This window comes from Phaeodactylibacter xiamenensis (genome assembly GCF_000759025.1).
Lineage (GTDB): Bacteria > Bacteroidota > Bacteroidia > Chitinophagales > Saprospiraceae > Phaeodactylibacter > Phaeodactylibacter xiamenensis.
Genome location: NZ_JPOS01000006.1, coordinates 64084 through 76438 on the forward strand (window position 1 = coordinate 64084; position 12355 = coordinate 76438).

10 protein-coding genes are annotated in these 12355 nt (G+C 46.6%); 2 read left to right on the forward strand and 8 right to left on the reverse strand.

The genetic code is table 11. The features are described 5' to 3' along the window. The first annotated feature begins 539 nt into the window (after positions 1 to 539). Positions 540 to 1565, forward strand: coding sequence for a metallophosphoesterase family protein (locus IX84_RS02475; RefSeq protein ID WP_044216300.1), 1026 nt, complete (start codon positions 540 to 542; stop codon positions 1563 to 1565). A 59-nt stretch (positions 1566 to 1624) separates the two neighbouring features. Here the strand turns inward: IX84_RS02475 and IX84_RS02480 are convergent, their stop codons facing one another. From IX84_RS02480 to IX84_RS02505, 7 genes are all read right to left on the reverse strand, one after another. Next, positions 1625 to 2359 (reverse strand): acetolactate decarboxylase, encoded by a 735-nt coding sequence (locus IX84_RS02480; protein ID WP_044216302.1) that lies wholly within the window; start codon positions 2357 to 2359, stop codon positions 1625 to 1627. A 302-nt stretch (positions 2360 to 2661) separates the two neighbouring features. Beyond that, on the reverse strand, positions 2662 to 2847 hold the full coding sequence (locus IX84_RS02485; RefSeq protein WP_044216286.1) for a hypothetical protein: 186 nt from the start codon (positions 2845 to 2847) through the stop codon (positions 2662 to 2664). Positions 2848 to 3144: 297 nt separating this feature from the next. Further along, positions 3145 to 6369 carry an ATP-binding protein gene (locus IX84_RS02490; RefSeq protein WP_044216287.1) on the reverse strand — a complete coding sequence of 1075 codons (3225 nt, stop codon included), beginning with the start codon at positions 6367 to 6369 and terminating at the stop codon, positions 3145 to 3147. A 921-nt stretch (positions 6370 to 7290) separates the two neighbouring features. Then, entirely contained in the window at positions 7291 to 7833 is a 543-nt protein-coding gene (locus IX84_RS32355; RefSeq protein WP_081968573.1) for a phosphoadenosine phosphosulfate reductase domain-containing protein, read from the reverse strand. Continuing rightward, the gene (locus IX84_RS32360; RefSeq protein ID WP_052515703.1) at positions 7721 to 8311 is read right to left on the reverse strand and encodes a tRNA lysidine(34) synthetase; all 591 of its coding nucleotides are present in this window, start codon (positions 8309 to 8311) and stop codon (positions 7721 to 7723) included. Before IX84_RS32360 ends, IX84_RS32355 begins: the two co-directional genes overlap by 113 nt. Before the next feature lie 32 nt (positions 8312 to 8343). After that, positions 8344 to 8559 (reverse strand): hypothetical protein, encoded by a 216-nt coding sequence (locus tag IX84_RS02500; RefSeq protein ID WP_044216288.1) that lies wholly within the window; start codon positions 8557 to 8559, stop codon positions 8344 to 8346. A 35-nt stretch (positions 8560 to 8594) separates the two neighbouring features. Then, positions 8595 to 9647 (reverse strand): WYL domain-containing protein, encoded by a 1053-nt coding sequence (locus tag IX84_RS02505; RefSeq protein WP_044216289.1) that lies wholly within the window; start codon positions 9645 to 9647, stop codon positions 8595 to 8597. 130 nt (positions 9648 to 9777) lie between these two features. Between IX84_RS02505 and IX84_RS02510 the strand changes: the two genes are divergently transcribed. Then, positions 9778 to 10902, forward strand: coding sequence for an IS701 family transposase (locus IX84_RS02510; RefSeq protein WP_044215897.1), 1125 nt, complete (start codon positions 9778 to 9780; stop codon positions 10900 to 10902). 508 nt (positions 10903 to 11410) lie between these two features. On the opposite strand, the gene IX84_RS02515 is transcribed toward IX84_RS02510, so the two are convergent. Further along, positions 11411 to 12355 (reverse strand): T9SS type A sorting domain-containing protein (locus IX84_RS02515; RefSeq protein WP_044216291.1); only part of this gene is annotated, 945 nt, incomplete at its 5' end.

Sequence of the window (12355 nt, forward strand, 5' to 3'; positions counted from 1 at the left end):
TTTCGCTCCTTTGAGCTGCAAGATAACTGCCCTGACATTATTAATCAATTTTCCAAATATTTCGCGTGCGAAAGGTCAGTTAATAAATAACGCACAGCGCAATCAGACAAAATCATGCTGTCAGCTCATGCCGTCCAACGGAATGCATTTCGACTTCAGCCGCAGTAGCGTAAAAAAATAGCGGACTAGCTCCAGCCAAAGGCTGCTGAAGGCGTCGTTGTCAAAAACACGTATCAGGCGCTTTATAGTGGAGAGTCAGGCTTTGTTGATGGGTTGTCGATGATCGCACCTATGCTCCCTTTTAGCCGGTTTAGGCATCCGGTCTCTTTCAGCAGAATAGCAAGGCTCGAAACCAGCATATTGCAGATGCAGGTTTTACTGCAGTTGAGCAAATATTGACTACCTTTAACCAAACGTAGTTCAGCTTTCATCTCAAATGTTTTCATCAATATTACAGATAAGGCTTGAGCCGCTATTTTACTTTTTGCCTGGTAATACAGAAAAAAGACCTGAAAAGAAACGGAAACTTTCTACAGTTTATGAAACGCCGATCATTTATAAAGAGAACCACCACAGCTTTGGCAGGACTCGGACTTACAGCAGATTCTTATGCAAAAACAAATCATAAGAAAATTAATAAGCCTGTGAAGTTATGTGTTACTGTGGAGCAAGAAAAAGTACTCTTTTTCGCTGAAGTTATCAATAAGGGCTTAAAGGTAGTTCATATAGCCGATACGCATTTGTTTAAAGATGATGATAGAGGAATCCCATATCAAGTCTATAGTAACCGGATGGCAAAGGCGTACAACCAAACCACGCATTTTAAAACACAAGTAAAAACCCATCCAGAGGAAGCCTTTGAGCATGCACTAGAATATGCTAAAGCTGTAAATGCCGATGTGATCACCTTAGTTGGCGACATTTTCAGCTTTCCATCTGAAGCAGCAATAGAATGGGTTCTATCCAAGCTTAAGGATACAGGTATTCCATACATTTATACCGCAGGTAATCACGACTGGCATTATGAAGGGATGGAAGGCACACTTGAGTCTTTGCGCGATACGTGGATTGAGCGGCGTTTACTGCCACTGTACCAAGGAAATCATCCGTTGATGGCAGCGTATGAAATCAAAGGAATAAGGTTTTTAGCTATTGACAATTCTACCTACCAAATTAACGAAGAACAATTAGCTTTTTTCACAGACCAAGTTGCTAGTGGAATGCCGTTGGTCCTATTAGTTCATATTCCGCTGTATGCACCTGGAAGAAATATTTCTTTTGGCTGCGGAAATCCTAATTGGGGAGCAGCCACAGATCAGAATTTTAATCTGGAGAGACGTCCAAGATGGCCGGAGAAAGGGCACACTCAGACGACTTTTAAATTCCACAAGGAAGTATTTAATGCTCCAAATTTGCTAGGCATTTTTGCAGGGCATATTCATCAGGGCTCCATAGAAATGATTAAAGGGAAACCTCAGATAGTCTCGGATGACAACGCCAGTGGTGCCTATTTGGATATCAGCCTCCTACCTCTGAATAATCAGGATAAAGATTTGATTTTATAATTTGGAGGGAAGCTTACTAACGGCTGTCAGGACCTTTTACTCAATATTTTCGGGAGTCTTTATTTTCTGGGTAGATATAATTTCATTTCTCCGATTTGCAATTCGTCTAAATGCCCCATTTTTGCTTCGTCTTTTGTGATTAAGTGCATATGTAAAAATGAGTCGTGATGCGTAAAAATGCCTTTGTGCTCAGTCGAGAAAAATCCAATGATTTCAGCATCTTCCTTTTCGATATTGTAATTGGTTTGTCCTTGATGCGCTTCATCAGGGGACGACACCTTTGTTCCTGCGGGCAAATTTTGAATGTGAATAACAGCACTGGACACCTGTCCGGTGAGTTTAAAAGCAAAAGGTCTTTTGACGTCAGTCGTTTTATTATCAATGAATCCTTCAAGGTCCGGAATTGTCTTAATGTCGGCTGGTAAATCAATTTCATTCCATTCTGTTACATTTCCATAAACAAAGAAAGGTGCAGACGTTTTAAACGTTTCTTCAACGGTCATTGTAGAATCCGAAGTCACTTTTGATACGTAGCTCTGTCCGTCATTAATCAATAATTCGCCTGACAAGTAGCTTACGGGGCCAAGTCCGTAAAGCCCATTTTTGTCCGAAATGGTGTCAAGGTTGATACGAGGACCTAATTCACCTTTCCACATCACGTTTCTCATTGCACCGACAATTTTAATGTCAGAATAGGCAGCAGTTTCTACTGTATTTTTTTCTTTCGGTGTTGAATCGCAGCTTACAAGTATAACCGTAAGTAGTCCAAAAGCAAGTAGAGGGTTAATTCTCATATTGTTTTCCATTTTTCAAATACTACCAGCAGAAGTAAGGAGCACAACGGAGTATTGTTTGCGCCCGACTTGGAAATATATTGATGGTAAAGATACGGATTAATCTAGTGGTCTGTAAGGATATGTACAGGGGGATAACTTAAAGCGTTACAAGCAGTGAGAGGCGCACCGTGGGCTTGAATGCTCGCGGCGCGCCTACTTGATTGGCAGAAGGTTTCTTTCTTTAATAGCAGCATGGACACGCTGAGAAGTGGAACACCTTCGCTGAAAAGAAAATAGACTGGCTAAGTCAACGGAGTTACTCACCCCAGAATGTTCATTACGGCTTTACCTATGAGATATACGACAGGAAAAAAGCTTAGACAAGCAATAGCAATGGCTGCTTTTTGAAGCCCTGACTGTTCGTTTTGAGTAGGAGTTTCCTCGGCATCTGTTATTGGTGCAGTTCTTTGTACTGTACCCGAACCAGTGTGCTTGGTAATTTGCATCTTTAGTTACGTTTTGGTTGATGAATAATCTGATCAATGATCGTTACCACATAAATAGATAGGCAGCGTTTTAGAAACCCGACATATCACCAAACAAACCCGACAATCTTGCCTGGATTAAGAATGCGACTTAGAAATCAAAGAATGCGACATCGCTGGATTGACAATGGTTTCTTATTCCTAACCCATTGTGTGACAAACCTCTAATTGATCAGGCATTAAGTACAGACCAAAAAAAGCCGTGACCGTGGCCATGGCAAAACGTAAATTCAATAAGACATATAGACTTGCGTAATTTCAAACCAGGTAATCCGAAGGGGACTTGCCAAAACGATCACGGAAAAGCCGGCTAAAGTATGCGTGTGACTTAAACCCAGCCACCGCAGCCGCTTTTTCTACGGAATCGACATCACCATTTTCCAGAGCAGTACGAGCCATGTTTAATCTAATCTCCCTCAGGTACTCACTAGGGGTCAGCCCCGTCAGGTGTTTTAGCCGCCGTTCCAGCTGCCGGGAGCTTAGGCTTACTGATTTCGCAAGCTTAGCAACAGACGCCTCGCCCTTTTTTAAGGCTTCGATAGCTGTCTGCTCCATGTTCTCCAACCAACGGTATTCCCCTTCCATCAGCTCTTCACCATCGGTTTGCACTGCCTGTAGGGCAGCGCGTCGGCGGCTAATCAGTACTTCCAACCTGACCTGAAGTTCTTCTACGCTGAATGGCTTATCCATATAATCATTAATACCAAGCCGTAAAGCTGCTATTTTGTCTTTTTCAGCAGCCCTTGCGGTAAGCAGGATGCATGGGATTTTACTATAATGATGATCCTCTTTTATAATTTCCAGAAATTTTAAGCCGTCCATAAATGGCATCATATAATCTGTCACAATAGCACTTACAGGTGTGTTAACCTTTAGTTGATCTAATGCCTCTCGCCCGTTAGTAGCAGTCAAGACTTCGTATTTATGCTGAAGTATAGACTTCAAATAAGCCAAAAGCTGCTGATGGTCCTCTGCAATGAGAACCCTTGGCTTTGGGGAAACAGCAAGGCGGCTTGTTTCTAACAAATGCGATGGGCTTGTTATGGAATGGCCTGGTATATCCAAGGGCTGCTTCGCTCTCAAGGGTTGACTTGCCCAAAGCAGCGGGAGCTCTACCTGAAAAACAGCACCCTTCCCTAAGGCACTATCAACTGTAATCCTCCCGCCCATGGCTTCAGTAAACTCCTTACAAATCGCAAGCCCTATTCCGGTACCGCTTGCATGTGCACCTTCCTGTTGACTCTTTGCCTGATAGAAACGGTCAAAGATGTTTCCGAGGTCCCCTTTCGCAATCCCTTCTCCATTGTCCTTCACCTCAATAACTAGCTTGTCTTCCTCTTTTTTTAAGAGCCGGATAGTGATCCGTCCAGCTTTAGGAGTGAATTTAATTGCATTGACAACTAAATTATACACAATACGTTCTAACTTTTCGGGGTCTGTCAGAATAGGCTTGTCCCACTCCTCCTGAGTATACTCAAGTATGAGCCCTTGCTCCTTTTGGCGGGCAAGGGGCTTAAAACTATCTATCCAAATTTCCATAAGGGAAATAATATCACAAGGTTCACGCATAGTGGGGCTCCTGCTTGCAGTGACTTCAGGCAATTTTAGCAGGGCATTTATAAGCTTCAACAGGGTATCCGTATTAGCTCGCGCAAGATTGATGGCGTCCTTAACTGGTACGGAGAGGGAGTCTGCCATCTTGGCAACCTGGTCTAACGGAGCTTTGATTAAAGTTATAGGGGTACGAAGTTCATGTGCTACGTTAATAAAAAAACGTGTCTTATTTTCGTCAATTTCACGCAAAGAGGCAGCTTGATGCTGTAGCTCGTCCCGCTGTACCCGAATGAGTTGTCTTTGGCGATTTACAAAATATACAAACACTGCACCTATAGCGCTAAGCAGTGAAGCAAATACTGCAAAGGCTTGATTTCGTGAAGAGATGACTTCTAATTTGGCTACCCGCCTTTGTTGTTCCAACTTACTTTGTTCTTCTTTAAGCCGGAATTCAAATTCTTGGGTTTGGATTTTCAAGTCTCTTTCCAATCTCCTGCTTTGAAGTGTATCTGATAACCAGCGATAATCTTTTACTAATTGTACTGCATAACTGGGCTCTTCGATAGCATGATAAGCATCGATTAGGGTATTCAGTACATCAAAGGCTTCTTTGTATCTTTGCTCTGATAAATAATACTTATAAATAGGGCTAGCCAGCTCCACAGCTTTGCGAGGCTGGCTGTTCCTGACCAGCCAAAGTGCCATAATCTCTTCAAAAAATAGCTTATCTTCCTGATTCCTGCCTTTTTTTAGTAAAACATCTGCTTCGCCCAACGCTTCCCTTGCTGCCTCATTCCTATTGATTTCCACTAGAGATATGGCTTTACTCGTTAATAAGCGTACATCAAAGCGGCTGCCTCCAATGCTTTCCGACAACTCGATGGCGGTGTCAATAACAGCTATCCCCTCCTCAAACCGGCGCATTTTATGTAGTGTGGCTGCTTTACTGATTAGCAAGGGTAAGTAATGGTCTACACTACGGGAGGCTTTTATGATGGAAATGGCCTCATCGAGATATCTTAATGCTTCATCGTATTCACCAGTGGCGGCTTTTAGGTCATGTAATCCATCTAAAACTGCCGGAAGAACATTTTGATAACCATTCTTCTTACATATCCAGTATGCTTTTTTGTAATGATTGAATGCATCAATATACAGACCTTGCCTTCGAAGTAGGCCACCATAAGATATAAGGGTATTTACAAGATCAATAGGTTTACCGTATTGCTCACGTAGCTGGTAAATTTTCTGAAGGACAACGAGGCTCGAGTCAGGGTTTACAGGCTCTAGCAGGATTGCTATATTACTCATGGGGCGGAGCATCTCCGTGGTGTCTCCCACAGCAGAGAACAGTTCAGTACTCAATTGGTAATAAAAAAGAGCCGAATCGGTTAGGCCTTGATAATGATAAAGCGCACCGAGCTGATTACATATGTAAGCTTCTGATTCCAGCTGCCGGGCTTGCTGAGACCGTAATAACTGCTTCTGGTAAATTTGACCTGCCTTTTGGTATTGCCCCGAAAGGTTATGCATAATACCCGTTTTTGTGCAAGCTAATAATGATGCCGATAATTGCCCGGCTTTTTCATACGCTGTGCACGCTTTATTAAATAATGCGCCAGCGCTTTCATAATCACCGGATATATAGAATAGACTAGCCTCTTTTTCGTAGCAAAAAGCAATTATCGCAGTATCTTTCTGCATTGATGCCATATTTCTCAAAGCTTCAATATATGTTCTTGCAAGTTCTTGATCCACCTGCAGCACTTTTTCTATTGTAGCCCTGTAGATATCGACCTTTTCTTCATAGCCAGACTGTTTGCGTATGACAACTCGTATACTATCATCAAATGAAGGGGGGAGCTTTTGGGAGTAAAGTGGAAATGCAATTAGCAGCAATAAGCCCTTCAAGCCCAAAGAGTGTTGCATATTGTTTAGTTTTTGTGTTCAATCTCCTATTACAGTCAATACAATACCCAGGTCATTCTAGTATTTAAAACACCTGAAAACCAGATCTTTAAAAGGATAAAATAATAAGTAAGATCAACCAAACCATCCCCAGCGCGAATTTATTTATATCATCATTTCTCCCTATCGCTTTTTCTATAAGGTACTCATTATCAATTGTTAGAAATTTTAATTACTGCTGTATTTTCCAGTAATTGATATTACGGTGCTGAAAGCGAACCGGAGTATCGGCCTTTGTCACTTTTCCAAAAAACGAGCTGCCATTTCACAATCTGACTATCAATTATTTACACTTAATTGATATTGCAGCTAACTCGTTTGCAAAATTAACTCTCTCTTCTATCCAAGCTTGATGTTTCTTCTTTTCTCAGGAACAAGCTTTTCAGCATGTAAGCGGAAACTGATAAGGGATGCATCGTCTAATCTTCTGGAAACAGGCTAAGCGGTAGGATTAACCTTCGAAAATAAAGGTAGAAAAATAACTCGACCCCTAAAACTTTTATTGCAAATTACATACAGTTTTTTCAGACATTGCCAAACGTCCCGTAAATGCAAGCGCTACTACGCTCTACTATCCACAGATAAAAGGCCCACCACTTCACAACGCCCCCCACCGTTCGTGGCGGTGGTGTCTCCCCGCTAAGCGCAAAATCATTTACAATGGCAGTTAATTCGAAATCAAAAGCGAAGACAACGGAATTTAAGAAGCTCGTAGCGAGCTACGCGGAGCGTGTAAAAACGGTGAGCTGACGCCGCTCAAAGCGGTGCAGTACCGCGAGTTTGGCGACGACAAGGGATACTTTATTGCGTTTAACAAGCCCAGATTACCAAGGTGTATCAGCTGGTAGAAGCAATACATACATTTATGCGATAACAGCACCTTCACACCGCCCCCGCCATCTCCGCGCCAAATGCCCCGGCTGGCAGTTCCCACCGGTCCGGGAAAATGGGGCTGCTGAATTCGCCCATAGCTTCTGTTTTCCAGCGCTGTAGCATACCGGGCGGGATAAAGCTGCGCCCTCTGCGCGCTTTTTCCCGGATGCGCATGCCGTGGTAAAGGGTATGCCCGAGGTCGTTTTCGATGGCTTCCATGTAATCGATCTTCCAGGGGGCAATCTGTTGTATGGCAGCCCAGGTGTTGGGGGAAGAGAAAATGCAGGTTTGGCAGGAACAGCGCGGCCAGCCCAGCATATAGCATGGGTGTGGCTGTACGTTGTACTTTTCGTAGAGCGCCCAGACTTGCTTTTCCCGGAAATCGATCACGGGGCGCCACTGTAGGGCGGTTCTCTTTTTGGTGCTTGCCCGGTACTTTTCATAGGCTTTGTAGGTTGCCCGGCCAGGGCTTTCTTCCCGACGCTCCCCGGTACAGAATGATGAGCTGCCCGCCTTCCGGATAACTGTGCGCGATGACCCTGGACAGGACATCAATTTTGGCCACTGAACTGCACCACCGGGTGCGCAGGTCGGCGGCTACTGCGGGGAACTTCCGCCGGGTGGAGCTGCCGGGGCGGCTGGCCAGCACTACAGCACTCACATCCTGCTGTTCGTAGCGGACGTCCTGCAGCCCTTCGTTTGTCCGGTACATCTCGCGCAGGATACCGCCTTCGCGCCAGGAAAAGACAAGCGGCAGCTCAAAGGCGGCGGCAAAGGCTTTGCAGTAGCTGGGCGTGCAGGGCCAGTCGAACAGGTGCTCCCCGCGCCCGTCTACTTCGTGGTGGTGCAGGATGATCCGCTCTTTGGGGATGCCCAGGTCAAGCAGGTACAAGACCATAGCGACACTGTCCTTGCCGCCGGAGAAGGCGACAAGGATTTCAGTAGCTTCATCGTAAAGTAGTTCCGCAACGGCTTCGGGCACAGTAGGCGGTGCCTCCTCCGGCTCGAACAAAGGGAGCTGATAGTTCATCGTGTTTTCATAGCGTATTGCGGGAGCTCAAATCAGAGCCCCAGCAGCTCAAAAATAGCTGGCGACTTTGGCTTGCGGGCTTTGACGGTAGGGCCCTTTTCAGTAGTGTCTACACCGATCAGGTCGTAGCCGCCAGGGTTTTCTGTCCACCGCAGCAAGTTCTCATAGGTCGGTTTCAGCCGCTTTTTGTTGGCGCCAAGGATATCCTGCAAGGCGCCCAGCTCGCTTTGGAGCAATGGCTGTATCATCTGCCCGAGCTTTTTCACCTGTGCTTCGGTGAGCTTTACGCCATCTTCTTCAGCGCTTTTGAGCTGCTTTTTGATGTAGGCCAGATAGTACTTGTGAGATCTCTTTTCGGCCAGGCGCTTTCTCCGGAGCTTGTTGATAATGGAATATGGCGTTTTGGTGCGGCTGAGGATATCCGTCTCGCCCTCCGCATGTTTTTTGAGTATCTCCACAAATTTATTTCGGGCAGTATCATAGTCCTTTCGGAAGTCGATGATCTTTTCGATCTCATCGCTTGTTCTGCATCTTCCTGAATGAAGACCTTGGTCAGCGGGTATCGCTCCACTAATTCGTTGTAGGCACCGACCTTTAGGCGTAAATGCACCATTTTCTGATGATCATCTACAATCCAGAAAGGGTCTGTAGCCAGGACCTTGTGCTCAGCTTCATTAGACCACGGCGTGTCAGTCATCCGTATGCGGCGTATCCTGGAGATACGAAAGTGGCGTAACATGCTCTTGTCTACATCATAGGCCTGTACGGTATCTTCTTCGATCCGGGTATAGAAGGGTTCCACTCTTCGATCACTTATGGCATTGCTGTTGGAAGAGCGATAGGAAAGCAGGACCACTTGCAATTTTTGCTCGCGGGCTTGTTCCAGCAGTTGGAACTTAGTGAGGTAGGGACGCCGCCAGTGTTCGGGACCTGGGGTGGTGGCTGCTCCTGGGGTGTCTGCTGCCCCAGGGTAATCCTGACGGTTGCCAAAAATACTGGAGAGGCGCTTTTGGAGCTGCATAATTTTTTCGGAGGGGCTGTCCATATTATTGAGTGCCCTAAGCAATAACAACTGTTCCGACTCATTAAGTTGCAGCAGGGCTTTGAGGTCTTCAAAGGTTTTATCTGCCGCGAAAGCGTAGCGGTAGTTGGAGTCATAATCGAGATCAAAGCCGGTATTCCGGATCGCTTCAAAATCGTTTTTTATGGTGTCGGCAGAGACCCCATAAAGGTCAGCTAATTCCCATTTTGTGTATCGGTACGGTTGCTCCTGAACCGCACGGAGGACTTTTAGCAATCTGCTTTTAGTACTATATTCATGACCTTTTGATGCCATTGTAAGACCATTTTGATGTCAATAGATTTCGTGGCAACTAAAGTAATTAACTGACCTTTCGCACGCGAAATATTTGGAAAATTGATTAATAATGTCAGGGCAGTTATCTTGCAGCTCAAAGGAGCGAAAGATGAAAGACCCAAAGTTACTAGACTTGTATTCGGACTACCTGCTGGCATCGTTTCGCATGGCGACAGCCACCGGCTTGTCCGAGCTGACCGATCAGGCACTGAGCCATGACAAGATCAGCCGTTTTTTAGGGCAGGAAGCCTTCACGGCAAAGGACTATTGGCGTTGCATAAAGCCTTTGGTACGTAAAGTGGAGCACCCGGACGCGGTCATCAAGATAGATGACACGATCGAGGAGAAGCCGCACTCTACGGAGAATGAAGTGGTCACTTGGCACTGGGACCACTCCAAGAAGCCGAAAGCGGGGCACACCAAAGGGATCAACATCCTGAATTTCCTTTACCAGAGCCCACAGGGCATAGAGCTGCCTGTTGCTTTTGAGATCGTGCGCAAGTCGCAAGAATACGTGGATACCAAAAGCGGGCAGGTAAAGAAGCGCAGCCCCCGCAGCAAGAACGAGATGCTGCGCGACCAGCTTTTTGCACTTGTCAAATACAACCGCGTGCCCTTCCGCTATGTGGTCTGGGACACTTGGTTTGCTGCCAAGGAGAACTTTGAGTTCGTGCACTATGAGCTGGGCAAGCATTTTATCAGTGCCTTAAAGAGCAACCGCAAGGCTGCCCTTACCATGGAAGACAAACTGGAAGGCAAGTTCCACCGAGTCGACGGGCTAGAACTGCAAGCAGGCCAGGCCATTACTGTTTACCTTAAAGGGCTGGACTTCCAAGTCCAGCTGGTCAAACAGGTCTTTATAAACCAAGACGGCTCAACTGGAGACTTGTACCTGGTCACCAACGATCTGGAGCTAAGCGGCCCAGCTATCTGCACAACCTACGGGACACGCTGGGGAGTGGAGGTATTCCACAAATCGCTCAAACAAAACGTGGGGCTGGAAAAGTCCCCCACCAAGCACGAGACATCCCAGTGCAACCATGTTTTTGCTGCCATGATTGCCTGGACTAAACTCGAACTGCTGTCTGCAAAAGAGCAGACCAACCACTTTGCCCTAAAAACCAAAATTTATGTCAATGCCCTCAGGGCGGCTTTTCAAGAGGTGCAAAGGCTCAAAGCCTATGTCCCTGCAATTGGGCCGCCAAACGGGCTAGCCACCCCTCTTTTGGGGTAAGGCTTTGATTAACTTGTTCATGCGAGTGCTTTTTCAGTGCCATGCACTGAGTGGGATTGCTGTGCCAAGCACCCTGAATACTGCTAATTTTTTCAATTATCATAACCTTTCGCGTGCGAAAGGTCAGTAATTAAAATGAAAATCAACCAGGCAGCAGTTGGTTAAGGGCTTAAATTAAGCTGCTGTGAATGCGCTACAAGCGATCCTGGCGAAATAAGACACATGTTGCTTTTGCTGCAGGAGGTTAAATCTTTAAAGAGGGGTACGTCACCACCTTCCCATAATTTAATCGGGATCGGGGACCACCTATACTTAGGCGTAGAGGCTTCTTCCAGCTCTGCAGAACATACCTGCATGCCATGCAAACAAAAAGCCCCACACCAAATACCGGTGCGGGGCGCTTTGAATTAGCACAAAACTGTTACGTGATCAGTCAGGAGCAAAAGCGGGGCGTAAAAGCACCTTACGCCCCGCATGCTATTGCTCGTAGTAAAACATCTTACAATCGCTATTCCACGATTACCATCCGCTTCGTCGCGCTGTGCGTACCGGTGCTGACCGTGTACTGCACTACCCCTGTCGCCGCCAGCTCAGAAGACTTGACCGTGATGTGGTTGTAGCCTTTAGAGCCATCCTGGCGGTACAGTTTCAGTACCTTGCCGGTTACGTCGCTGATCGTGATCGTCACCTGTGCTGCCTCTGGCAGGTTGAAGCCGATCACAGTCTCGCCCTTGAATGGGTTCGGCTGGTTCTGGTACAGCTCGAACCTGTCCGCCGAAGCTGTAGCGGAGGCGGAGCCAAACTCGATCGCTACGTCCTGGAAGCTGCCGTCTTTGCCGTAAGCTTCTGCCTTCGTAACTGCTGAGCTTACGCCCAGTACTTCGCTCAGCATCACGTCGCTGTTGGCGCGCAATACCAGGGTGAACAGCTCAATGCCCGTTGGCGCCTTCGCGGAAGCTTCGGACGCCCAGTGCCAGCTTGTCGTGATCATGCCTTCGCCCAGGTAAGCCAGGCCGAAGTTGTCTTCAGTAGCTACACCGCTTACGATGTCTACCAACTCTACGCCGTTGCTCAGCGTCAGCGTCGCCTGGTAGCCCTCGATGCGTGCCAGCTCAGCAGCTGTGAAGCTTACGCGGTACTCATTGCCCGCCTTCAGCTCCTGCTCGTCTGTCTGCAGTGCAAAGGTGCCTTCGTAGCTGCGCTCGTCAACTACTGCAAAGCTGTTTGCTGCCGCATCACCGTTCACATCACCAATCTTCACCGCTACGAAGTCCGCATCCATGATGCTTGTCGCAGGCAGGTCGTTGATGTTGATCACTTCAGGGAACTGCTCTGCCCATGGGTTAGATGGGTCTGGGAAGACGTAAGCTTCCTCTACAAAGCGCCAGCTGGTGTTGTTAGCAAACTCTGTATCGATAGACAGGATCAGCTTGCGCAGCTGGATCAGGTCCAG

Coding starts and splice junctions, on each gene's coding strand:
- IX84_RS02485 (WP_044216286.1), bottom strand. CDS start 2,847: ATGCAAATTACCAAGCACACTGGTTCGGGTACAGTACAAAGAACTGCA.
- IX84_RS02490 (WP_044216287.1), bottom strand. CDS start 6,369: ATGCAACACTCTTTGGGCTTGAAGGGCTTATTGCTGCTAATTGCATTT.
- IX84_RS32360 (WP_052515703.1), bottom strand. CDS start 8,311: ATGAACTATCAGCTCCCTTTGTTCGAGCCGGAGGAGGCACCGCCTACT.
- IX84_RS02505 (WP_044216289.1), bottom strand. CDS start 9,647: ATGGCATCAAAAGGTCATGAATATAGTACTAAAAGCAGATTGCTAAAA.
- IX84_RS02500 (WP_044216288.1), bottom strand. CDS start 8,559: ATGATACAGCCATTGCTCCAAAGCGAGCTGGGCGCCTTGCAGGATATC.
- IX84_RS02480 (WP_044216302.1), bottom strand. CDS start 2,359: ATGAGAATTAACCCTCTACTTGCTTTTGGACTACTTACGGTTATACTT.
- IX84_RS02510 (WP_044215897.1), top strand. CDS start 9,778: ATGAAAGACCCAAAGTTACTAGACTTGTATTCGGACTACCTGCTGGCA.
- IX84_RS02475 (WP_044216300.1), top strand. CDS start 540: ATGAAACGCCGATCATTTATAAAGAGAACCACCACAGCTTTGGCAGGA.
- IX84_RS32355 (WP_081968573.1), bottom strand. CDS start 7,833: ATGTCCTGTCCAGGGTCATCGCGCACAGTTATCCGGAAGGCGGGCAGC.